Source organism: uncultured Paraglaciecola sp. (assembly GCF_913020055.1).
In the GTDB taxonomy this organism is placed as follows: Bacteria; Pseudomonadota; Gammaproteobacteria; order Enterobacterales; family Alteromonadaceae; genus Paraglaciecola.
This window is the reverse complement of record NZ_CAJWCF010000029.1, coordinates 1-24,097: the sequence shown is the minus strand read 5'-3', so window position 1 is coordinate 24,097 and position 24,097 is coordinate 1. Positions and strand designations below refer to the sequence as shown.

Sequence of the window (24,097 nt, the reverse complement as noted above, 5' to 3'; positions counted from 1 at the left end):
CAATCGGATGTCTAACAATTGAAAAACTTATTTGGCTCTAAAGCACAAAAAATGGTTGGCCTTGATATAGGTACACGGTTTATTAAAGCCGTGGTACTGGAAAAATCAGGTGAACAATACAACTTGCAAGCCTATGCCTGCGAGCCGATTCTGGGCAATGCTTTTGCAGAGCGTGAAATTAAAGATTTCGAAGCGGTAAGCCACGCACTCAAAAAAGTAAAACTTGCATTGAAAAGTAAAAATAAGTTAGTTGCTATAGCGGTATCAGGTTCGACAGTGCTAAATAAAATAGTCTATATGGAACCAGGACAAACCGACCACGAACTTGAAAGCCAGATTGAATTAGAAGCTGATAGTTTGATTCCATATCCATTGAATGAAGTTTACATTGATTTCGAAGAGATAAGAGACAGCCAAACCGCTAACAATAAGGTAGAAGTTTTATTAAGTGCGGTGCATAAAGAATTAGTCGATCGCAGGATCACATTATTAGGTGAAGTAGGTTACGAAGCCAAAATTGTTGATGTTGAAAGTTATGCATTAGGAGAAGCTGTCGCATCTTTCTATCCAAGTGAAGCTGAGGAAACCGTTTGTTGCATCAATATTGGCGCCAGTCATTTACAAATGTGTGCAGTAAAAGATGGAAAGGTTATTTATACCAAAGATCACAACTTTGGCATGGACGCATTGATTCAAGATTTGACCATGCTTTATAGTCAAGAACGCTCTCAAATTGAACAACAATTAACAGATGGCACCTTACCAGAAACATGGAAACAAGACGCTTACCCTATGTTTTTGGCTAATCTCCAGCAAAATATTAATAAAGCATTACAGGTTTATATCAGTACTTCTGGTGAAACTCGCCCTACCTCTTTATTAATATGCGGAGGCGGTGGGTATCTAACATCCTTACCTGAAGACTTAACTGCGGATTTAGGTATTGAAGTCATTTGTTTCAACCCATTTGCCGACATGGTGATCGCAGACACTGTAAATCAAGCTGATTTAGAACAAGTCTCTGGACAACTTATTATCGCTGCGGGTTTGGCAAGTAGGAGTTTTCAACCATGGCACATATAAATTTACTGCCTTGGCGCGAAAGTCGCAGAGCAGAACATAAAAAAAATTACCTTACTTTACTAGTAGTGCTCGGATTAAGTGCAATCGGCTTAATGTTTGGTGCGGGATATATATTGGATAAGATGACCGAGAATCAAAATTTTCGAAACAATTTTATCGCACAACAAACTGCCTTGTTAGATCAACAAATAGAACAAATTAAAAATATCAAAAAAGACAAAGAAACAATTGAACAAAAAATGGCATTGATTGAACAACTCGAGTCGAGCAGAAATGCGGTGCCAATAGTGTTGGATGAGTTAGTAAGATTGGTACCACATGGTTTGTCTTTTCGAAGCTTTTCTCGTCAGGGCAATCTAATTGAAATATTAGGCGTCAGCGAATCAAACAACAGGTTGGCCGATTTCATGCGTCAGTTAGAAGAATCAACTGTTTTTAGTAGCGGCGAATTATCTTCAATAAAGGCTGATACCTCTGCTTTAGAAGCGGTCAGTGATTTTAAGCTCACGTTTACTATTAACCCTAGTGTTGCACCGGATTTCTCCGTCATTAACGAGGAGCCAAGCAAATGAAATTTGATTTTAATAAGTTAAAAGAGATCAATGATTTAGATTTTGAACAAGTGGCCACTTGGCCCTTTGAAGTTAAGTCTTTAGTTGCGTTATTTGTAGTGATAATTGGTTTGGTTGGTGGATACTATTTTATTGTAAAAGACAAATTACCGATTCTAGCCACGGCGCAAAGTAATGAAATAACGCTAAAACAAACTTACCAAGGTAAATACCGTATTGCGGTTAACTTGGAAGCTTATGAAGAACAATTGGGCAGATTGAAAAGTGACTTTTCATCTATGTTAAAGTCGCTACCTACTAGTAATGAAACGCCAGGGTTATTGGATGACATTACATTAGTGGGCACGTCAGCTGGGCTAACGTTTAGATTGTTAAATTGGCAAAGAGATATTCCAAAAGAATTTTATTCAGAGCTGCCTATTGAAATGGAAGTGTATGGTGGATATCACAACTTCGGGCAATTCGCTTCAGAAATAGCTGGATTGCCGCGAATTGTCACAGTGCATGATTTTGAAGTCACCCAAGAAGCCAATACTCTGAAGCTTAAAGTACAAGCCAAAACGTATAGAACATCAAATGAACAAGACGATGCGACAGCGGGGAAAACACAATGAAACATCTTAAGATTGTGTTTGCTGCAGCACTGCTAAGTGGTTGTGAAGCTAAGGTCGACGATTTACAAGTGTTTATCGCAGAAGTAAAACAGACTACGACTGTCAATATAGAGCCCTACCCTGAGTTTGAAAGCAAACCTACTTTTATCTATTCTGCCGACACACTACGCAGCCCATTTCAACGTCCTAGAAATACAGGCGCGGGAGTTGAAATAAAAGTCGCGGCACAACCAAATTGTGCTCAACCAGACTTTAATCGGAGCAAACAACCTTTGGAAAAATTTGGTATCGATGCGTTATCTATTACTGGCGTATTTCAATCTAATGGCAAAAAATGGGCACTAATTCAGTCTAATACCGGTAGTTTATATAAAGCTACAATTGGCGATTACCTCGGATTGTTTTTTGGGAAAATCGATTCTATTCAAAATGGCACAGTTTCTTTTACTGAAATGCTGCCCGATGGCGCTGGCTGCTGGCAGAAAAAACAAGCCACACTCACCATGATTTCGAAGGCAGGAGAAAATAATGTCTGAGCGTTTTATTTTTAACAAAAAACTTAATCGAACTAATCCGACCTGGTATTGGTTAATTGCAGCAGCGGTAAGCTTATTTGCATTTAAATCATTTAGCCAAGAAGCATCTCCGGTATTAGTCGATCCCGAACCTCAGATTAACAACATGTTTCTCTCTGAACTGCAAGACGTGCAGTTTTCACGCTTGCCCAGTGGTGGAGCTAAAGTGTTAATGATGTTTAGTAATGAAAATTTTCAGTTGCAGTTGAGTGAAAGAGGCAAAACTTTAAGTTTAGTTTTACCCAAAACAAAACTAGCAGATGAACAACTGTTTACACTTCATGTGGTAGATTTTGCCACTCCAGTCAATAGTATCGAGACTTTTCAAGATGAAGAACAAACCAGAGTAGAATTTTCAACTCAGGGAAAAATTAGTTTTCGTCATCAAAAAAGCTCTAACAGTTTGAGCATAGAAATTGAAAAACGCCTAAAAGATGCGCCAGTAGATGACCAACAAAGCAATTTTTCTGGAGAGCCTATTTCGCTTGATTTCCAAGACGTCCCGGTTCGCCAAGTATTGCAAATTATTGCTCAAGTTAATGATTTCAATTTAGTGACTACAGATACCGTAACTGGCAATGTGACTATTAGTCTATCTGGTGTTCCTTGGGATCAAGCATTAGATATGATTTTAAAAATCAAAGGCTTGGACAAAAGACTTGAAGGAAATATCTTACTTATTGCACCTACTGAAGAATTGACAGCCCGCGAAACTCAGCAACTGCAATCTAAACAACAGGTAGCTGAACTAGCCCCACTAGTTTCAACTAATGTGCAAATCAATTATGCAAAAGCGCAAGATATCGCAGCTATTCTAAAAGGGACTGAAAACAGTATTTTAACCCCTAGGGGCAGCGTAGCTGTTGATGAAAGAACCAACACACTTTTACTTCGAGATACACAAACATCAATCGATGAAGCTAAATCTCTAGTCGATGCCTTAGATATTCCAATTAAACAGGTGCTGATTGAATCTCGCATGGTTACCGTAAGAGACAACGCAAGCGAATCATTAGGTGTGCAATGGGGATTAAGCGATACCATGAATAATGGTGCAATATCAGGTTCATTGGCGGGTGCTGATTCCATTGCAAGTGGTGTTGTTCCTTCGATTACAGACAGATTAAATGTAGCGTTACCAGTGAGTAATCCTGCTGGGCGTATTGGCATACAAATCGCTCGACTACTAGATGGCACTATCATCGATTTGGAATTATCAGCCCTTGAGTCTGAAAACAAAGGTGAAGTAATCGCCAGTCCACGTATTACCGTAGCTAACCAACATGAAGCCTACATTGAGCAAGGGACAGAAATACCTTATGTTGAAGCAACATCAAGTGGCGCCACTTCGGTTGAGTTCAAAAAAGCAGTATTAAGTTTGAAAGTAACACCACATATCACCCCAGATAATCGGATCATCATGGATTTGGTTGTGACCCAAGATACCCGAGGGGATACTGTTTCAACGTCAACCGGCGATGCAGTGGCAATTGATACTCAAGAAATCAGTACCCAGGTATTAGTAGAAAATGGCGAGACCATAGTACTAGGCGGAATTTTTCAACAGAGTTCTTCAAACGATGTGCGAAAAGTACCTCTTCTAGGAGATTTACCTTTTGTCGGTTACTTATTCAAAAATTCATCAGAAGTAATAGAGAAACGCGAGCTACTAATCTTTGTTACACCTAAAATTTTAACCGATGAATTGAGAACCAACTAAAATTTGGTGGTTCAGCCGCCTTAATTCGATGCAAAAAAGCAGCCTAATCACTTGATTATGCTGTTTTTTTATTATTACTGGCGCATAAACCTTACAAAGCTTGCAAAATTCACTGTAAAACTGAGATAATCGTCGCCTCGAAATTTTCGACGAGGTCTGGTTAATCCATAAAAGGGTAGCCGCACGAACTTTCTACCCCTTAAACATAGTTGTGAAATAAGCAAAAATGGCTGAAAAACGTAATATATTCCTTATAGGCCCCATGGGTGCTGGTAAAAGCACTATTGGTAGGCACCTTGCAGACGAACTTCATTTAGAATTCTTTGACTCCGATCAAGAGATTGAGAGACGATCGGGCGCAGATATCGCTTGGATATTTGATCTTGAAGGTGAAGAAGGCTTTCGTCTACGTGAAGAAAACATCATTAACGACTTAACCGATAAACAAGGCATTGTTTTGGCTACAGGTGGTGGTTCGGTGGTCAGTAAAAATGTTAGAAACAGGTTATCGGCGAGAGGCATAGTTGTTTATTTGCAAACTACGATCGATAAACAAGTTGCTAGAACTCAGCGTGATAAACGTCGTCCGTTGTTACAAAAAGATGATCCAGAAACAGTATTGCGTAATCTAGCTGAAGAACGCAATCCACTATATGAAGATGCAGCCGATTATATTGTTGATACAGATGATCAAAGTGCTCGCGCTGTGGCAAATCAGATCATTGGAAAAATAGGTCTGTAACACTCCTTTCTTATATAGCAATTATAGGGCTAGCTACTTATGGCAACACTAACAGTTGAGTTGGGTGAGCGTAGCTACCCTATATTAATCCAAGCAAATCTACTTACCCATCCTGAGGTTTTAACCAAACACCTCACTACAAAAAAAGTAGTTGTTGTGACCAATGATGTGGTCGATCCGCTTTATTTCCCCATTGTCAGTCAAGCCTTAACAGGTTATGACGTGAGTAAAATTGTTGTACCTGACGGAGAACAACACAAAAACCTGCAAAGTTTTGAAATGGTCATTTCCAAGTTGTTAGAAATGTCTGCAGGGCGTGACACTACTTTAATCGCTTTGGGCGGTGGTGTTGTCGGCGATTTAACTGGGTTTGTGGCTGCTAGTTTCCAGCGTGGCATGCCCTTCATCCAAATTCCTACCACTTTATTATCTCAGGTTGATTCATCTGTGGGCGGGAAAACAGCTGTTAATCACCCTTTAGGTAAAAATATGATTGGTGCTTTTTACCAACCTAAAGCGGTACTGATCGATACCAATAGTTTAAGTACTTTACCTCAACGTGAATTTGCTGCTGGCATGGCAGAGGTAATCAAGTACGGAGTGATTTACGATCCAGAATTTTTTATCTGGTTAGAAGAAAATCAACAAGCAATCAAACAGCAAGATCTCGCAGCAATGCAGCACATGATTGCTCGGTGTTGTGAAATAAAAGCAGAAATAGTCGCTATTGACGAAAGAGAGTCTGGCCTAAGAGCCATACTGAATCTAGGCCATACATTTGGTCATGCGATTGAAGCTGAAAAAGGTTATGGCAACTGGTTGCATGGCGAAGCTGTGTCAACAGGCATTGTTCTTGCTTCTGCAGTAGCAACTAAGATGAATTGGCTCGAAGCGTCAGAATTCAGTCGCATCGAATCTTTGCTTAAAGCATTTGATTTACCAACGCTTGCACCTAGTGATATGACTTATGACGACTTTATTCGACATATGCGCCACGATAAAAAGGTCCAAGCTGGTCAACTGTTCTTTGTCATTCCAAAAGGGATTGGTAAAGCGGTTGTCACAAATGAAATTTCTGAAGAGGTGTTACGCGCCATTCTTTCTTAGGATTAAATTTTTGTTTATTGCATTGACGCAATAAACATCACTACCTAGGTATATGAAAATGGCAGCGTCAGAACTGAACAACCGATTAGACTATCTAATCAGTTACTCTTCACAACTTGTGTTTGTGTGTAGCGACAAAATTCAGCAGCAATCACAAGTTGTAGAAAGTTTTCTTGAACATCAAAATGAACAAGCTGACCTAGCCTTGCTCACTGCAAATGAATTAACCCCTTTAGTCATCTACCGAGAGAAGTTATTTCGGCAACTCATCAGTCAAAGCCAAGATGCTGACTTTAATCGACCTCTGAACCAGTTACTTGCACCTCTGAATAATCATAACGGTCGAATATTGATAAGTATTTTTCACGCTGAAAAGCTGCCTGAAAAGCTGGTTAAAGAGCTGTGGGATTTGGTCTTACAGAGTCGATTTGCCAACAATAAACAACATCTCAACGTACTGCTAATGGGTCTCTCTGATTGGGCTGAGTCTGCCAAATTGGGTTTAGGGGCTAAATCTAAAGATCAACCGATAGTATTAAATAACCAAAATTATCAGCAACAATCTGAAAGTCATGAATTTTCTGATTTAGAGTCGTTTATACAAGATAAACGGAAGAAGTTTGCCCAACGTATAGAAGGTCGTCATGTTCAATCTTACGTTTCCCCACCTATTTATAAAAAATGGTGGGTAGCCACATTGTTCGGATTGGTTTTCTTGGCTGTTTTTGCTGGGATTTTGAGCTGGCAGTATCCTGAAAAAGTGAGCTCAATGGTGTCATATATTACTGCTCAACTATCGACTCCAGAGCAATCCGCAGAGACCTCTGATGTTTCCATAGTGGTCGAATCAACGCCCGTTACAGTAGCTCAAGAAGCACCTCTACCGATTGAAGAGCTCGAACCACCAGCCTATGCACCTATCACGACGAAAATTAGCACTAAAGACAAGCTAGTTACTGATTGGAATACAGCAAGTACTAAATTTGAAGAGCAGTCAAACAAAATACTTTCACAAACTAGTACGATTGAGCCACAAGCTGAAGTAAAGGTGGAGTTATTAGCATTCCCAGAACCGCCTATTGAAATTAAAGAAGTCGAAATACAAACTGACACCGTCAATGATTATCAAGTCGAAGACAAGGTCAGTTTTGAACCGGTTGTCGAACAGAAAAAATTGCAGTCTAGTAGCCTAGAGCCCACTCAATCTGACAATCCTCTCACACTCAAACATGATGTGTTGTTGGCATTACCTACAGAAAACTATCTAATTCAAATCGCTGCGATGGCTAATATTAGTATATTGCTCGATTACATAAAGGATGAGCAGCTAGACCAGCAACTTTGGTTATATAAAACCCGTCGTTATGGAGCAGATTGGTATGTGTTATTAAAAAACCAACATTTTCCTTCAATTGAAGATGCAAGAACAGAAATAGCCACTTTAATGAAGAGCAAATTAACAAATAGTCCATTTGTTAAGAGTGTTAAGCAAGTCAAACAAGAAATAAGTAACTCTTCGCCCTAAGCTAATTGTTGTTTATGCTCAGTGCCGTTACAATTCGGCCTGATAAATTAGCGGCTCGACTTGGTTGAAACATTGGCAGTAACGACAGATAAGAAAAACAGGGCCTTTTTAAAATGGGCTGGCGGAAAATACAAGCTAATTGAAGACATCAACGCGAAACTTCCAGAAGCTAAAAAGCTGATTGAGCCATTTGTTGGCGCAGGCTCGGTATTTTTGAACACCAATTATTCTAAATACCTGCTCAATGATATAAACCCCGATTTAATTAATTTATACAATATTGTCAAACACCAACCTTCTGATTACATTAAGGACAGCGCTAAGCTTTTCACTCCAGTTCATAACGATGAACAACTTTATTATCAAATAAGACAAAAGTTTAATGACAGTAATGATGTCTATGAGCGAGCACTATTATTTCTTTATTTAAATAGGCACGGCTACAACGGTCTATGCAGGTATAACAATAGTGGTAAATTTAATGTGCCTTTTGGCAGATATAAAGCGCCCTACTTCCCAGAAAAAGAACTGTGGTACTTTGCAGAAAAATCTCAACTAGCGACTTTTACCTGTGACTCTTTTGAGAAAGTATTCGCCAGGGCACGAAAGGGCTCAGTGATATATTGTGATCCTCCCTACGCACCCATAAGCAAAACGGCTATGTTCAATAGTTATGCTACTGGAGGCTTTACTTTGGACAATCAGGTTAAGTTAGCATCTTTGGCACATCGTGCTGGTTACACTCGTAACATTCCAGTTTTGGTTAGCAATCACGATACTGAATTTACCAGAGATATATACCAAGGCGCGCATATGACTAAACTTCAAGTCAGTCGCTTTATTAGTCAAAATGGCAGTAGTAGATTAAAAGTGGCTGAATTGTTAGCCCTCTATCAGGCTGACTAATTCAAATTATTTTGTTTTGGGGTTTAGGTTTCACTACTTCTTGAGCGAGATAACAGCTCGAGTAAATCGATAAAATGGAACTGGTATGAGCTTGAACGCCCAGTGAACCATTCAGACCAACTCACACCTTGTGAATGCTCTGTGGCGCATCTATTTGCAGGATGACTAACAGGTAGCTCATGATCAATAACAGCTTGTTCTAAATTTCCACAAAACATATTTCGATTATCTAACGACACCTGAGAAAAACTTAACATAGCCACTGCGGCTATACCGGTTAAGGATATTCCAGTGAAAGTAAACAACGATTTTGACTTCCTATTCATAATGTTATCCAATTTGACATACTTTGTTGCATTATACCTGTAATTGAATAAGCGACAACTGCACTTCACCTCATTTGTTAGGCACTTTGTCGTTATTCTTTGGGTATAAAAAAAGGCGCAATCAATGCGCCTTTATATAAATTGACTGTTTAAATCAATTTTATAGATCGAATGCTTTGCTTAGTGAGAAGAACATTGCTTCATCATCATCAAGGTCAGAACCACTGAAGATTACACCTACACCCACATCGAAACCACCAATCTCAGTTCCGTATCCCACTTCAAAGTATTCACCTTCGGCATCTGCACCATAAGTACCAAAAGTACCACTAAAACCATTGCTTTCAAGAGAAACCGTTAAGATAGAATAGTCACCTTCAGTTGCGGCTTCATCACCCACTACGCCGTCCCATTTACCTTTACTGTAACCAACACTGACTAAACCGTATCCTGCGCTTAAATTTACTTCGTTGTAAGCAGAGTCAAAATCACCTGTATATTGATAAGTAGTTACCCCAAGACCTAGAGAAAGGCCACTGTCCAGCTCGATTCCATAACCACCATAAAGATCAATTTCTAAACCATCAGCGACATCTGCTGCCCAAGTACCTACATAGAACCCACCATTTTCATAATCTAAACCAGCGCTAGCAGATCCACCACCAGTTTGCTGGATACCACGGAAATGATATTGAGAAACATAGCCGATATTAGCACTTACACTACCTTCAGCTAATGCTACTTGGCTAAAACTAGATGCAGCTAAAACAGCGGCGGCAATTACAGTAATTTTTAAAGTTTTCATGTGTATACTCCGATTGTATTTATTATATTTTTTCAGTAATTAAATTAGGCTTTCTGGCATATTATTTTTATTTTGTTTACTACTTAACGCAAATCTGATGCCTAAATGCAGCAAACAAAACAACATACCACGACAATAACTTAAACCCATGTTTTTATTGATTATTTTTAAAAAATAAATATCTGCAGGCCGATTAACTTTCTATTTATCGACATGCCAATCGCACCATAAGAGTGCGAGACAACATTGTTGGTGCAAAGAGGGTGCTTTTGTCTATTTAGATTTTTCTGTAAAGTATCGGCTTTTGCAAGCAAGGAAAATAATGAAACCTTATTTAATCGCGCCTTCTATCTTATCAGCAAACTTTACTAAGTTGGGTGAAGAGGTAGACAATGTATTGGCTGCCGGCGCTGATGTTGTGCACTTTGATGTAATGGACAACCATTACGTGCCAAATTTGACTATAGGTCCATTAGTTTGCAAGGCATTGCGCAAACACGGTGTAACGGCGGACATAGATGTTCACCTTATGGTGCAACCTGTAGACGATATGATTAAGCAGTTTGCCGATGCTGGTGCTAGCTACATAAGCTTTCATCCTGAAGCCTCACAGCATGTAGACAGAAGTTTGCAGTTAATTATAGATTCTGGATGTAAGCCTGGTTTAGTCTTTAACCCTGCCACTCCTTTGCAGCATCTCGACCATGTGATGCATAAGTTGCATCATATTTTGTTAATGTCTGTTAATCCTGGATTTGGCGGCCAATCTTTTATTCCTCAAAGCCTAGAAAAGCTAAAGCAGATTCGTGCGTTAATTGATCAATCGGGGTTTGATATTCGATTAGAAATTGACGGCGGCGTAAAAGTCGATAATATTCGCGCCATTGCAGAAGCAGGAGCAGATATGTTTGTAGCTGGTTCCGCTATTTATGACCAAGCTGACTATCACGAAGTGATCCAACAAATGCGCTCTGAACTTGCTTTGGTTAAATAATCTTTCTTTCAACACTATGTAATAAGTAGAAACAATCAACATGACAAAACCAATTGTACTTAGCGGCTGCCAGCCTTCAGGACAACTCACCATTGGCAATTATATGGGTGCACTTCGTCAGTGGGTCAATATGCAAGATGATTATGACTGTTTGTATATGTTGGTTGATTTACATGCGATCACTGTAAGGCAAGACCCTAAGGCACTGCACCAAGCTTGCTTAGACGGATTAGCTCTGTATATAGCCTGTGGAATAGATCCCGCTAAGAGTACTGTTTTTATGCAGTCTCATGTGCCAGAGCATGCACAATTAGCTTGGTTGATGAATTGTTATACCCAAATGGGTGAGCTGAATCGCATGACTCAGTTTAAAGATAAGTCTGCAAAAAATGTGTCTAACATCAACGCCGGGTTATATTCTTACCCAATATTGATGGCGGCCGACATCTTATTGTATCAAGCGAATCAAGTGCCAGTGGGTGATGACCAAAAACAACACCTTGAACTTGCAAGAGATATCGCTACACGTTTTAACAACGTTTATGGCAAAACCTTTAGCATACCTGACCCTTATATTCCTGAGTTTGGCGCTCGGGTGATGAGTTTACAAGACCCCACAAAGAAAATGTCTAAGTCGGACGATAACGTTAACAACTTTGTTGGTCTGCTAGAAGATCCCAAAAAGATTGCCAAGAAAATTAAACGTGCGGTAACAGATTCTGATGACCAAGCGCGTATTTACTTTGATACCTCGGAAAAACCAGGGGTATCCAATTTATTGAGCCTATTGTCCTGTGCCACTAACACTTCAATTGAAGCCCTAGTGCCAAGCTATGAAGATAAAATGTACGGTCACTTAAAATCTGATGTAGCTGATGCAGTAGTGGCGCTGATTGAACCGATACAAGAAAAGTTTCATGCGTTACGTGACGATCAAACTGAGCTAAACAGAATAATGCATGAAGGTTCAGAAAAAGCCAGCCAACGAGCAGCAGTCACACTAGCAAAAGCATACGAAGCGGTAGGTTTTGTTAAACGTCCTTAAATTAGCCAGTACTTAAGCTCAACAATGCTTCTGTTGATAGACAACTATGATTCATTTACTCATAATTTAGCTCGTTATTTTGAGGAGTTGGGACAAGAGGTATTAGTGGTGCGCAATGATGAAATATCTTGTGCAGAAATTAACGCAATAGGGCCTGATTATTTAGTCTTCTCACCGGGCCCTTGTACGCCGCAATCAGCAGGAATAACCCTTGAAGCTATCAAAACCTTTGCCGGTCGGATCCCCATTTTGGGGGTGTGTTTAGGCCACCAAGCAATCGGCTTAGTTTTTGGTGCCAGCCTAGTTAACGCCAAACAAATTAGGCATGGAAAAACCTCCGTAATCCATCACCAAGCATCAACCTTATTTAAAAATATTAATCGGCCTTTTACCGCAACGCGATATCATTCGTTGGTGTTGGAAAAGGCAAGTATTCCCGAAGACTTTAAAATAACCGCTTGGTGTTTTAACACTATAAAGGACAGTACTGCGTCTGAAGAACTATCAGAACAAATTGAGATCATGGCGATTGAACACAAAACCTTAGCTATCTTTGGCGTACAATTTCACCCTGAATCTTTATTAACAGAGTTTGGACATCACATCCTAAATAAATTTATTAACAGCCAAATTACAACTAAAGCACTATAGCTTGACTATAGAAATTTTCCGGTATTAATGTAATATTAAGGACTAATATTAATTATTGTCCTATAAAGATAATTACTTTCTAAAAAATCCTTCATCAAAGCTATTTCATAAGAAAAATATAATTAATGAGTGCAACCACAAACGTAGAAGAACTAGTTAAGCAGCGCTTTGAAGCGTTATTTTTGGATGCCAAGACTGCACAACAAAGTGTACTCAATGAGGGGAAACCCGCTTTAAATGTAATCGAGATTGAGCAAAGTAAAACTGCTAGGTCCTTATTACGAGTAGAAAAACAAGCGATTCGAGAAAAAGACTTAAATACTAAATCCGATCTTAACTTTCTTGGTGAAATAGCTGAACAAGTAGATATTGAAGTTGCAAAACGCCTAGATGAAAGCCTAAAAGATACAGACCACCTTTATTCCAAAATAATTGGAATAGATAGGGTCCTACCAGAACTACTCGACTTAGTGTGTATCAAAGCCGCCACTATTTCAAAAATTGAACCCCTTGCCACTGAATTACCTTGGTTCTTCAATGATTTAATGAAATTGGTTAACCAACCAAAATATAGACGTTTGGACAACAAAGGCAATGTGGTATTAGTTGAATCTATGCGTGTAGGTCTGAACTTTTTTGGCTTAGAAAATCTAATTATTGTTCTCACATCCCTTGCTTTCAAACGTTCATTACCTCAAATAACCGACCCTTATCCGCAAATAAAACTAAGAATTTGGGAAGAGGCACTAGCCACTGCGATTTCATGCAAACAAATAGCCTCAGTGTCGGGAGTGAATCAAAACAATGCATTTTGCCTTGGGATGTTTCAGATGATGGGTAAAGTAGTAGTGACAAAGTTGTATTTCAGACTTTTCGAAACAGTGTTGCGGGAAGCCTTAATGGAATCTCAACAAGCTCAAAAGCATGAGGAACACTCTGCCTTGACTAGAGTTACGCCATCAGGTTCATTTTTGAATCAGTTAATCGATAAATACGCACTCAATATTAGTGCAAACTTAATTGATAAAATGGCCATGCAAAGAGTCTTTATCGCCAATGCGATGTTTGAAGTTGCAAATAATGAACCTGCAAAAGACATGTCTCCCCTAGGTTTAGTATTAAAGCAAGGTAAAGCCTATACTCAATATCGCATGCTAAAAGGGCATAAACTGATTGATTTACAACAATCTAAAGACTTTGTTCGCGCACTACGTATGCCAAAAGGCTCACTTGAGATACTTAAAACAACGGATATGCGCTCACTTGACCTGAGTATGAACAACGATTAATTTTTTTAAGCATATTCATGCAACATCATCAAAATCACTAAATATACCAATTCTGGTTTGCAGTATTGGTATTACATGACACTACCAGTATCAACTGTATTCTCATTAATTAGATAGTTATTCACTATTCATGCAAAACTAGGTGAACCCCTTTAAAAATGGCGCTTTGCATTTCATAAGCATAAAGACAAGAGCCAAACCTTCTGCCATACTATCGCTCCTTTTGTAACCAAAATATGACACTTGTAAGGCAATAGTATGAATGTAACTCGCGACTTGTTTAATGAAGTAATGGTTCCCAACTATAATCCAGCGGCAATAATTCCGGTAAAAGGATTAGGCTCTCGCTTGTGGGATCAAGCAGGTACCGAATACATCGATTTTGCTGGCGGTATTGCAGTCAATGTATTGGGTCACTGTCATCCTGAGCTTGTCTCAGCGCTCACAGAGCAAGGTGAAAAACTTTGGCACTTGAGCAACGTGTTAACTAATGAGCCGGCACTGCGCTTAGCCAAAAAGTTAACCGACGCCACTTTTGCTGAAAAAGTATATTTTGCCAACTCTGGGGCTGAAGCTAACGAAGCGGCATTAAAGCTAGCTCGTCGTTTTGCTCTTGACCACTTTGGCGGACAAAAAGATCAAATTATCGCTTTTAAACAAGGTTTTCATGGTCGTACCTTTTTTACCGTTACTGTTGGTGGACAACCAGCCTATTCAGACGGTTTTGGGCCTAAGCCTGGTGCTATCGAACATGCAGATTATAATGATTTAGCTAGTTTTGAAGCATTAATATCCGACAAAACATGTGCGGTTATGATGGAACCATTACAAGGTGAAGGTGGTGTAATTAGTCCAACCAGTGACTTTGTTAAAGGCGTGCGTGCTTTATGTGATAAACACAATGCACTACTTATTTTTGATGAAGTTCAATCCGGAGTGGGCAGAACAGGTGACCTTTATGCTTATATGGGACTCGGAGTAGTGCCAGATATTCTCACAACGGCTAAAGCACTTGGTGGCGGTTTCCCAATTGGTGCCATGATTACAACCACTAAAATTGCTGAACATTTAAAGATAGGTACCCATGGCAGTACTTATGGTGGTAACCCACTTGCTTGTGCTGTAGCCGAAAGAGTGTTGGATATTGTGAACACACCAGAAGTATTGAATGGTGTAAAACAAAAAGAACAACTTTTCCGTAAAGGTCTGGAAGCAATTAATGATAAATACCATTGTTTTGCCGAAGTCCGCGGTCAAGGCCTACTTTTAGGTGCAGCATTAAGTGAAAACTTTGCTGGAAGAGCCCGTGAATTTTTAGTGGCAGCCGCAGAAGAACAATTAATGTGTTTGATTGCTGGTGCTAATGTTGTGCGTTTCGCCCCCTCTCTGATTATCCCTGATGAAGATATTCAAGAAGGACTTGCTCGTTTTGAAAGAGCAGTAGCGAAAGTAGTTAACGGCTAAGCAACCTATAAGTGAGTAAGCGAACATGAAAATCATTCGCCCAATCCAGCGCGACGATTATTCGTCGCTGTATGAAATTGCCCAAGAATCTGGGGTTGGTTTTACCTCGTTACCCGTTAACGAGGTATTGCTTCGAAGTAAAATAGACAAATCGGTTCAAGCCTTTGCAAAAGAGGTAGTTGAGCCAGGTGACGAAAGTTATTTGTTTGTCATGCAAGATCAAGATACCAAAGAAGTGGTGGGTACAAGCGGTATTGCATCTAGCGTGGGTTTAGACGACGCCTTTTATCATTATCATTTGAGTAAGGTTGTTCATGCTTCTCGCGAACTGAATATTTACAATCCAGTCGAAATTCTTACCTTATGTAATGATTACACTGGTGTGTCTGAAATATGCACATTGTTTTTACGACAAAATGCTAGAGAAGGCTTAAACGGAAGATTATTATCCAAATTTCGCTTTTTGTTTATGATGGAACACAGACAACGTTTTGCTGAAACTATTATCGCCGAAATGCGCGGTATCAACGACGAAAACGGCCAGTCACCATTTTGGCAATGGTTGGAAGAGCATTTCTTCTCGATGGATTTCCCTACTGCCGACTACCTCACAGGTATAGGTCAAAAACAATTCATTGCTGAGCTTATGCCAAAGTATCCCATTTATGTGAACTTACTGAGTAAACAAGCTCAAGCAGTAATCGGTCAAGTGCATGAAAAAACCAAACCGGCGTTACAACTTCTCGAACAAGAAGGTTTTAGCTGCAGAGGTTACGTCGATATTTTTGATGCAGGTCCAACTGTTGAAGCGAATTTAAAACATATTCGTAGTGCACAAGCTAGTAGAAAAATGCAGGTGAAAGTAACTGATGAGATTACTGACAAGCAAAGAGACTTTTTTGTCATAAATACCAAAGTTGAAGACTTTCGTGGAGTGTGTACATCACTCTCTATAAATGTCGATTTAGAGCATGTCACTATTGGTCAACAAGCCGCCGATGCACTCGGTATAAGTGATGGCGACAGTATTCGCTTTGCTCCTACCCATTTCAGGACATAAACATGAATAATCATACACATTATATTGCAGGAAACTGGCACGCCGGTGAAGGCCACGACATTCAGTCAATTGATCCTGCTAAGAAAAGTACTATTTGGCAGGCGAAGTCAGCTTCTCAAGAGCAAGTAGATTCAGCAGTAAAAGCGGCCCGTTCGAGCTTTGTCGCTTGGAGTAATCTCTCTTTTGAAGCGCGTTTAGCCTTTGTGAAAAAGTTTGCTGAATTGTTAGCTGAAAATAAACAAGCACTTGCTTTGAGCATTGCTCAGGAAACCGGTAAACCACTATGGGAAACGGCGACTGAAGTAGGCGCCATGATAGGCAAAATTGCTTTGTCTGAAAAAGCGTACCACGAGCGTACAGGCACAGTAGAAAACGCCATGCCATTAGGCAAAGCATTTATTAGACACAAACCTCATGGCGTTGTAGCCGTATTTGGCCCGTACAATTTCCCTGGGCATTTACCAAACGGACATATTGTTCCTGCCCTACTGGCTGGTAATACTATTGTGTTTAAACCGAGCGATCTTACCCCAGTTGTTGCTGAAAAAACTTTAGAGCTATGGCAGCAAGCCGGTTTGCCTGCTGGAGTATTAAACATGGTTCAAGGTGAAGTAGAAACAGGTAAAGCACTTGCTGCGCATAGCGGATTAGACGGTTTATTTTTCACCGGTAGCTCACGTACTGGTAGATTGTTACATGAACAGTTTGCTGGTCATCCTGGAAAAATTCTGGCCTTGGAAATGGGTGGCAATAACCCACTCATAGTCAAAGACGCAGCTGATACCAATGCGGTAGTGCACGATATCATTCAATCTGCCTTTGTCACCTCAGGTCAACGTTGCACTTGCGCACGCCGCTTGTTTATTCAACAAGGTGAGGCTGGTGATGCAATTCTTAAAAAATTGATTGAAGCGACCAACAACATTCAAGTGGGTATGTATGATGCTGAAACACAGCCTTTTATGGGCGCTATGGTTTCACAACATGCGGCGTCTTTAATGGTTAAGGCACAGCAACAGTTAGTTGCACTTGGTGCTACCCCACTAGTAGAACTGAAACACCTAGACATTGAGTCTGGTTTTGTTAGCCCAGGTATTATTGACGTAACCGACATTCTTAAAGATATGCCTGATGAAGAACATTTTGGCCCGCTACTGAAAGTCATTCGTTATAGTGATTTTGACCAAGCCATAGATGAAGCGAACAATACCAGCTTTGGATTATCGGCTGGTTTATTAGCGGATAACCAAGCGGACTACCAACATTTCTACCAACGAATTCGTGCCGGTATAGTCAACTGGAATAGGCCAATTACTGGCGCTAGTGGTGCCGCACCTTTTGGTGGAATTGGCGACAGCGGCAATCATAGAGCAAGTGCTTACTATGCTGCTGACTACTGTGCATACCCAGTTGCATCTGTCGAATTAGAAAAAACAACATTGCCTGGTACCTTAAGCCCTGGGTTAAGTATTTAATTTTAGAACAAGAGTTTTAGCGCTATGCACAACAAAATAGATAGCTTGTTTAGCCATTTATGGCAAGACTATTTAACCATCACGCCTTCGGCAAAAAAAGTACATGATTTATTGGAAGGATATGAATCTGAGCATTTAGGTAAAAGCGCTAAGTTAGGCAATGACCATATTGCGTTACGTTCGTTTAATATCGAAAAAATCAACCTAGATAAACTTGCAGCGCATTTCCTAGCATTAGGCTATACAGAGCAAGGTCAGTATGACTTTATTGAAAAAAAGTTACGTGCCAAACACTTCGAACATGCTGACGAAACTCAGCCAAAAGTGTTTATCAGTGAGCTAATTGTCGAAGAAATGCCGCCAATTGTTCAGCAAATCATCCAAAAAATGACTGATGACATGGATGACAATGTAGCGCAGCAAGATAACTTTTTGTATTCAGGTACACATTGGCAAATCAGCACACAAGAATATGAAACCCTTGTGGCACATTCTGAATATGCGGCTTGGATGTCAGCCTGGGGATTTAGAGCCAATCATTTTACCGTGAGTTTAAATCACATGGGCCATTTTAAATCACTGGCACAGATGAATACCCTATTGAAAGAATCTGGCTTTGTTTTAAATAACTCAGGTGGTGAAATCAAAGGTGGACCAGAGGTTTTATTGGCCCAGTCATCTACCATGGCAGATCAGATAGAAGTTGAGTTCAGCAACGGCAAAAAACTAGTGCCTAGCTGTTTTTATGAATTCTCTCAGCGCTATAAAATGCCAACAGGTAAATTATACCAAGGTTTTGTTGCTGCATCTGCTGATAAAATATTTGAAAGTACTAATACGCAATAGATTCAAGATTGAATTAGTTGCATTAAAAAAGCCAGCTATCCTCAGCTGGCTTTTTTCTGTTTACTATTTACTTGAGTTGGTGCTAAACAGTAAAAGAAGCACCGCAACCGCAAGTGGTGGTTGCGTTAGGGTTAGTCACTAAAAACCTAGAACCTTCTAGCCCTTCAGTATAATCCACTTCACCGCCAACTAAATATTGTAAACTCATAGGGTCGACTACTAAAGTCACTTCGTTTTTATCAATAGTGGTATCGCCTTCATTCACTTTTTCATCAAAAGTGAAACCATATTGGAAACCAGAACAGCCACCACCAGTGACATACACTCGTAGTTTTAAATTTGGATTTTCTTCTTCTTCTACCAACGTTTTTACTTTTCTAGCGGCAGCATCAGAAAATTCAATCGGTAACGCAATTTGCACTGTCATAACTTGTCTCGGTATAAAAAGTAAAATAACTCTTAATTAGGCGGATTATCTAATACTTGACTAATATGGTCAACTATTCACTAAGACTAATTAACTTGAATTCATGTCCCTTACTTCTAGTTGGGGTTAATGGCCCAATCGAAAATAGTGGTTAACTCGCCTTTCTTACGTTTAAATTGGAAAATATCCGCATGTACCGATACTTGTTCTGGTTGAAAACCTTCTGGTAATCTAATTTCACCCTCAACCACCTGAAAATATTTAAAACCAAAGGTCAGACTTTTCTGCTCTTGATCAGCTAACAAAGAATCAATCGAATATTGTTTTGCTTTACCTGCTTCACTGCCAATCAAAATAACCTGCAAATTTCCCCTTAGAATATTCTTAGTCTTATTTTGCTGCATCAGGACTAACTCAAACCGATAAGAATTATCACTCAAGGCTGGTTCAAGATTAAATCCATCAATCAAAAAACCCTGCTCATTTAGTTCTGGTGCCATTACCTGCTGATAAAAAGCGAGTTGAGTGCGTAACTCTTTTTCCGTATCGATACTTTTGCCAATTTCTACAAAATGTTTTTGCTGAGTCAGTCTTGCTACTTCAAGTTCAACACCTAAAATATTTAAATTTTTAGTCAGTTTCTCATTTTCTAGTTTGAGGTTTTGAATGCTTTTTTCATGAGTGGATAACATCATTTTTTGTTGCGCATAATGCGCGTTCCCCCAGAAAAAACCTGCATACAAAGTGGCAGCAATCATCAATAAAAAAATCAAATAAAACTGAAATGCGCCAAATTTTTTCTTTAGTTTAGAAATTATCAATGGATGCCCTTTAAACCTACAAAGCGTTTCTAAGTGAGCCGGATATTATCATTTAGTTATTTGGATTGGTCGAATGATTTATCAAACAATTGAATTTTTTAACCGTACCCAAAAGCTTAACTCTATAAAATACAAAGACTTGTGATAAGCTGAAAACCATCTCAGTTATCAGTCAATTTTATAATTGTGAACCTCAACGCTTTTAGACAAGAACTTGCGACTCCACGTACCTCAATTCAGCTGTGTATCATCGGCATTGTGGGCGGAATTTGTGCTGCATCTTTAATTATTCTATTTCGCTTAAGCGTTGAATGGCTGCAGAGGTTATTCTTACCAGAACTCAATGATTTTGCCTCTTTAGAGCCATATATGCGTTTTCTTCTTCCGTGCGTAGGCGCATTAGCCATTGTATTAATCGCTTATCTTACCGGCTTTAAACACTATCGCATGGGTATTCCATTTGTTATTCACCGAGTTAAACACTACTTTGGACACATTCCGTTTAGGACCGCCATAAACCAATTTTTGGGTGGCACTTTGGCCTTAGTCTCTGGTTTTTCAGTAGGCCGAGAGGGCCCCTCTGTTCATTTAGGCGCATTCGGCAGTAGCTTTTTTGGTCAGTGGTTGAAGTTTCCACACAACAGTATTCGTATTTTGTCTGGTTGCGGTATTGCAGCGGGTATATCTGCTTCATTTAACACACCTTTCGCAGCGGTGATTTTTGTTATGGAAGTTGTATTACGAGAATACAAAATCCATATTTTTATACCTGTGATGCTGGCCGCCGCTTGTGGCACTGTTTTAACTCGCATCGTATTTGGTGAAGCACAAGAATTGTCTTTTATTCAATTTCACGAGTTTAGTCAGTGGATATACTTATATTTAATCATCTTTGGCATTTTACTTGGTTGCCTAGCCACGTTATTCAATAAATCATTGATGCTGGTGATCAGCGGATTTGGCCGTATCAATATGGCTCGCCGATTGTTAATTGCAGGCCTAATTACCGGGGCAGTTGGATATATATTACCAGATGCCTTAGGTGCACATTTCCACTCAGCTCACCTATTAATCGCACAAAATGAAAATATTCAATTACTTATCGGAGTGATAGCGGCAAAATTTCTATTGACCATTTTTGCACTTGGGCTTGGTATCCCCGGCGGTATAATAGGTCCAGTGTTTGTTATTGGCATGCTAAGTGGTGTGGTACTTGCGTATCCACTGGGCTTTTTCATTGATGATGTGAGTAACTTAAATGGTAGTTTTTCACTTTTGGGCATGGCTGGATTAATGACCGCAGTTATTCATGCACCTTTGGCGGCTTTGTCTGCCGTTATGGAGTTATCCTATAGTCCAGAGTTAATCCTACCCACAATTTTGGTCATTGTTCCTGCCTATGTAACTTCCACACAATTTTTAGGTAATAGCTCTATTTTCACTCAACAACTAGATTACCAAAAATTGCCTTACACTATTTCGTCAGTCATGGAATCATTACAAAAGACCGGTGTGTTAGCTGTAATGGATAAAAATTTCAAGCTGTTAAAAGAGGGCAATGAGCAACTTATCAGTACCTTAGATAACGAGCAGGATAGCGCTATAGTGCAATTTTCTGTTGGCAAAGAAGGGGCAACTGAATATTCGTTAGTAAATTATGACAAAGGCAAAGACAGTGAATCAAAACGTTTAACCTTCACGCCAATGCAAGGGGTCGACTTTCAAGCTACGTTAGCCGAAGTGTATCGCATACTAGAACTTAACAGAGACGGTGCAGTTTATATTTTTTCGACTACTTCAGAGCAAATAGTCGGTATTATTAAGTGGAAAACACTCAGACACCATTTACATAAAGCTAGTTACTAGGAACAAAAATGACCTTACTTTGGATAAAAGCGCTGCATGTATTTTTTATGGTTGCTTGGATGTCTGGGCTATTTTATTTGCCTAGGTTAATGGTTTACCATGCTCAGACTGATGTGCAGGCAGTGAAAGATCAGTTTAAGATAATGGAGAGAAGGTTATGGTACTTTGTCACCCCTTTTGCCTTATTGACCTTAATATTTGGAGTGTGGTTAATAACCTTGTATGGCAAAGAGTGGTTTGTGACGGCCAAATGGCTACATATTAAACTGATATTGGTTTTGGCTTTATACGTTTATCATTTCTACTTGTTTGTATTAGTACGAAATTTTGCCAATGACCAAAATACCCATTCGTCACGTTTTTATCGATTTTTGAATGAAGCGCCGGTGTTAGTCGTTTTGGCTATTATCCTTCTAGCAATTGTAAAGTTTCTATAAAACAATAATCGAACATTAAATTTTAATTAAAAATCTGGAGAATCGATATGGATATCAACCAACAGCGCTTAAAGTCATTAATAGACCAGACTGACTCAGCCTTTGAAGAATATATACAACACCCCGCATCTGAAGGTTATGCCCAAGCCTATGAGGAAGCCAAAACGGCTCTTGATCACTATATGATTGAATTTCGTTTATCCTTGCAACCAAAAGGAAAAAGGGTGTAAACCACGGCCAATTCACAACTGCTAACCTAATTATTTAGCGATATATAATTGGACTGGTACGAGACATAAATGTAACGACGGTATTTAATACTCGATGCAGAAAATGTTATCATCCAGTAATCTAATTTTGGGTTATTCCTGTAGTACCTATACAAACTCAATTCATATCACTCATCGAAGAGTCAAATTACATGTCAGATAAATTAGCCGGCCATTACACAGATATTCTTTCAATTTTAGGGGAAGACGTCAGCCGTGGAGGGTTGGTAGATACACCCAAGCGCGCAGCGAAAGCAATGCAGTTTTTAACCGACGGTTATGAAAAAGATTTAGACAGTGTTGTAAATGGTGCAATTTTCGAAGCAGACACAGATGAAATGGTCATTATACAAGACATCGAGTTTTACTCATTGTGTGAACACCATATTTTGCCTTTTATAGGACGTTGCCATATAGCCTATCTACCTAATGGGAAAGTTTTGGGCTTATCAAAGTTTGCCCGTATTGTAGATATGTATTCTAGACGCCTACAGATCCAAGAAGGTTTAACCAAACAAATTGCCGATGCTGTGCAAGAAGTGACAGGGGCTACTGGTGTAGGTGTGATTATGGAAGGCAAACACATGTGTATGATGATGCGCGGTGTACAAAAGCAAAATTCTTCGATGATAACTTCTGTTATGTTGGGCTCTATGCGTACATCTGATGCCACCCGAAATGAATTTTTGCGCCTAATTGGCAAATAAATTTCTAATAGGATAAAGCCATGCCGACAACTATTGGCATGGATTTCCCATACTTTACTGTCTGAGAAATAAAGCTCTCTAAGCTGGTGCAGTCAAGGTTAAATAACCAGGACTTAACCCAATATTTTTTATTGCTTTGCACTATTAACGAGCATTAGCATGTTTCATTAACGAGAAAGTTATTATGTTTAAAAAACTCCGCGTCCAATGTTTCTTTATTTTTGGCATCTTACTAAACGCTTCAAGCTCCTATGCAAAAGATATTAGCGTTTATGGGCCAAAAGAATTTACAGACAAAAACAAGTGGACTGCGATTGTTGCCGCCTATGCACCAGAAATTAAAGCCATTGACCAAGCGTTCGCGCAACTAGCTGATGCAGAAATAAATCAAACTCTGACTATCAGAGGGGTCAAGTACCAACTGGGTACATACAAAGGCGAGCCGGTAGTTATATTTACGACAGGCATAAGCGTACCTAATGCCGCTATGACAATGCAGATGGCACTAGATTATTTCCCTATTGACCGAGTAGTGATGATGGGCATTGCCGGTGCCGTCAATCCTGATTTTCGCCCTGGCGACATTTCTGTCCCAGAACGTTGGTATTTCCACGATGAATCTGTTTATGTCAATCCTGATCCAAAGAATGCTGGAAGCTTTGTCTTACCTGATTATTATGAAAATGCATTGAAACAATACCAACAACGAGAAAAAGCTGATCCTCATGCCCCTCGATATGAAAACTATGGTTTTATTCACCCAGAGGAAAT

General features: G+C 39.6%; 25 protein-coding genes and 1 pseudogene. 22 read left to right on the top strand and 4 right to left on the bottom strand.

Annotation, left to right across the window (positions count from 1 at the left end; genetic code table 11):
• Positions 1-18: 18 nt before the first annotated feature.
• From pilM to QZ488_RS08265, 9 genes are all read left to right on the top strand, one after another.
• Complete coding sequence (pilM, locus tag QZ488_RS08305; RefSeq protein ID WP_293747483.1) at positions 19-1,083, top strand: type IV pilus assembly protein PilM; 1,065 nt, start codon at positions 19-21, stop codon at positions 1,081-1,083.
• A complete protein-coding gene (locus QZ488_RS08300) occupies positions 1,071-1,655 on the top strand; it encodes a PilN domain-containing protein (RefSeq protein ID WP_293747481.1) in 585 nt (194 codons plus the stop codon). The genes pilM and QZ488_RS08300 overlap by 13 nt, the downstream gene beginning before the upstream one ends.
• Complete coding sequence (locus QZ488_RS08295; protein WP_293747479.1) at positions 1,652-2,269, top strand: type 4a pilus biogenesis protein PilO; 618 nt, start codon at positions 1,652-1,654, stop codon at positions 2,267-2,269. Before QZ488_RS08300 ends, QZ488_RS08295 begins: the two co-directional genes overlap by 4 nt.
• Positions 2,266-2,805 (top strand): pilus assembly protein PilP, encoded by a 540-nt coding sequence (locus QZ488_RS08290; protein ID WP_293747477.1) that lies wholly within the window; start codon positions 2,266-2,268, stop codon positions 2,803-2,805. Before QZ488_RS08295 ends, QZ488_RS08290 begins: the two co-directional genes overlap by 4 nt.
• Positions 2,798-4,564 carry a type IV pilus secretin PilQ family protein gene (locus QZ488_RS08285; RefSeq protein WP_293747475.1) on the top strand — a complete coding sequence of 589 codons (1,767 nt, stop codon included), beginning with the start codon at positions 2,798-2,800 and terminating at the stop codon, positions 4,562-4,564. Before QZ488_RS08290 ends, QZ488_RS08285 begins: the two co-directional genes overlap by 8 nt.
• Before the next feature lie 226 nt (positions 4,565-4,790).
• A complete protein-coding gene (aroK, locus tag QZ488_RS08280; protein WP_293747473.1) occupies positions 4,791-5,306 on the top strand; it encodes a shikimate kinase AroK in 516 nt (171 codons plus the stop codon).
• A 39-nt stretch (positions 5,307-5,345) separates the two neighbouring features.
• Positions 5,346-6,413 carry a 3-dehydroquinate synthase gene (gene aroB / locus QZ488_RS08275; protein WP_293747471.1) on the top strand — a complete coding sequence of 356 codons (1,068 nt, stop codon included), beginning with the start codon at positions 5,346-5,348 and terminating at the stop codon, positions 6,411-6,413.
• Between the two features lie 58 nt (positions 6,414-6,471).
• Positions 6,472-7,938: a DamX protein gene (locus tag QZ488_RS08270; RefSeq protein ID WP_293747469.1), complete on the top strand. Its 1,467-nt coding sequence runs from the start codon at positions 6,472-6,474 to the stop codon at positions 7,936-7,938.
• A 72-nt stretch (positions 7,939-8,010) separates the two neighbouring features.
• Positions 8,011-8,844, top strand: coding sequence for a Dam family site-specific DNA-(adenine-N6)-methyltransferase (locus QZ488_RS08265; protein ID WP_293747467.1), 834 nt, complete (start codon positions 8,011-8,013; stop codon positions 8,842-8,844).
• 23 nt (positions 8,845-8,867) lie between these two features.
• Here QZ488_RS08265 and QZ488_RS08260 read toward each other — a convergent pair whose 3' ends face one another.
• Both QZ488_RS08260 and QZ488_RS08255 read right to left on the bottom strand, forming a co-directional pair.
• Positions 8,868-9,170, bottom strand: a complete 303-nt coding sequence (locus tag QZ488_RS08260) for a hypothetical protein (protein ID WP_293747465.1) — start codon at positions 9,168-9,170, stop codon at positions 8,868-8,870.
• Between the two features lie 160 nt (positions 9,171-9,330).
• Entirely contained in the window at positions 9,331-9,975 is a 645-nt protein-coding gene (locus QZ488_RS08255) for a TorF family putative porin (protein ID WP_293747463.1), read from the bottom strand.
• A 322-nt stretch (positions 9,976-10,297) separates the two neighbouring features.
• On the opposite strand from QZ488_RS08255, the gene rpe reads away from it, so the two are divergent.
• From rpe to QZ488_RS08215, 8 genes are all read left to right on the top strand, one after another.
• A complete protein-coding gene (rpe, locus tag QZ488_RS08250) occupies positions 10,298-10,969 on the top strand; it encodes a ribulose-phosphate 3-epimerase (RefSeq protein ID WP_293747461.1) in 672 nt (223 codons plus the stop codon).
• Between the two features lie 40 nt (positions 10,970-11,009).
• A complete protein-coding gene (trpS, locus tag QZ488_RS08245; protein WP_293747459.1) occupies positions 11,010-12,014 on the top strand; it encodes a tryptophan--tRNA ligase in 1,005 nt (334 codons plus the stop codon).
• A gap of 24 nt (positions 12,015-12,038) precedes the next feature.
• Complete coding sequence (locus tag QZ488_RS08240) at positions 12,039-12,665, top strand: aminodeoxychorismate/anthranilate synthase component II (protein ID WP_293747457.1); 627 nt, start codon at positions 12,039-12,041, stop codon at positions 12,663-12,665.
• Between the two features lie 125 nt (positions 12,666-12,790).
• Positions 12,791-13,954, top strand: coding sequence for an HDOD domain-containing protein (locus tag QZ488_RS08235; protein WP_293747455.1), 1,164 nt, complete (start codon positions 12,791-12,793; stop codon positions 13,952-13,954).
• A gap of 258 nt (positions 13,955-14,212) precedes the next feature.
• Positions 14,213-15,418, top strand: coding sequence for an aspartate aminotransferase family protein (locus QZ488_RS08230; protein WP_293747453.1), 1,206 nt, complete (start codon positions 14,213-14,215; stop codon positions 15,416-15,418).
• A 25-nt stretch (positions 15,419-15,443) separates the two neighbouring features.
• A complete protein-coding gene (astA, locus tag QZ488_RS08225) occupies positions 15,444-16,478 on the top strand; it encodes an arginine N-succinyltransferase (protein WP_293747451.1) in 1,035 nt (344 codons plus the stop codon).
• A gap of 2 nt (positions 16,479-16,480) precedes the next feature.
• Positions 16,481-17,953, top strand: a complete 1,473-nt coding sequence (astD, locus tag QZ488_RS08220) for a succinylglutamate-semialdehyde dehydrogenase (RefSeq protein ID WP_293747449.1) — start codon at positions 16,481-16,483, stop codon at positions 17,951-17,953.
• A 24-nt stretch (positions 17,954-17,977) separates the two neighbouring features.
• Positions 17,978-18,799: a DUF1338 domain-containing protein gene (locus tag QZ488_RS08215; RefSeq protein ID WP_293747447.1), complete on the top strand. Its 822-nt coding sequence runs from the start codon at positions 17,978-17,980 to the stop codon at positions 18,797-18,799.
• 82 nt (positions 18,800-18,881) lie between these two features.
• Here QZ488_RS08215 and erpA read toward each other — a convergent pair whose 3' ends face one another.
• Together erpA and QZ488_RS08205 are read right to left on the bottom strand one after the other, a co-directional pair.
• Positions 18,882-19,226: an iron-sulfur cluster insertion protein ErpA gene (gene erpA, locus QZ488_RS08210; protein WP_007641372.1), complete on the bottom strand. Its 345-nt coding sequence runs from the start codon at positions 19,224-19,226 to the stop codon at positions 18,882-18,884.
• 116 nt (positions 19,227-19,342) lie between these two features.
• Positions 19,343-20,047 carry a DUF6776 family protein gene (locus tag QZ488_RS08205; RefSeq protein WP_293747436.1) on the bottom strand — a complete coding sequence of 235 codons (705 nt, stop codon included), beginning with the start codon at positions 20,045-20,047 and terminating at the stop codon, positions 19,343-19,345.
• A 186-nt stretch (positions 20,048-20,233) separates the two neighbouring features.
• Here QZ488_RS08205 and QZ488_RS08200 point away from each other — a divergent pair, with 186 nt between their 5' ends.
• From QZ488_RS08200 to QZ488_RS08180, 5 genes and pseudogenes are all read left to right on the top strand, one after another.
• A complete protein-coding gene (locus tag QZ488_RS08200) occupies positions 20,234-21,913 on the top strand; it encodes a chloride channel protein (RefSeq protein ID WP_293747434.1) in 1,680 nt (559 codons plus the stop codon).
• Between the two features lie 8 nt (positions 21,914-21,921).
• Positions 21,922-22,350: a CopD family protein gene (locus tag QZ488_RS08195; protein ID WP_293747432.1), complete on the top strand. Its 429-nt coding sequence runs from the start codon at positions 21,922-21,924 to the stop codon at positions 22,348-22,350.
• 47 nt (positions 22,351-22,397) lie between these two features.
• The gene (locus tag QZ488_RS08190) at positions 22,398-22,580 is read left to right on the top strand and encodes a hypothetical protein (RefSeq protein ID WP_293747430.1); all 183 of its coding nucleotides are present in this window, start codon (positions 22,398-22,400) and stop codon (positions 22,578-22,580) included.
• Between the two features lie 191 nt (positions 22,581-22,771).
• Positions 22,772-23,326 (top strand): GTP cyclohydrolase I FolE, encoded by a 555-nt coding sequence (gene folE, locus QZ488_RS08185; RefSeq protein WP_293747428.1) that lies wholly within the window; start codon positions 22,772-22,774, stop codon positions 23,324-23,326.
• 184 nt (positions 23,327-23,510) lie between these two features.
• Positions 23,511-24,097, top strand: a pseudogene (locus QZ488_RS08180) (purine phosphorylase); the annotation flags it as partial.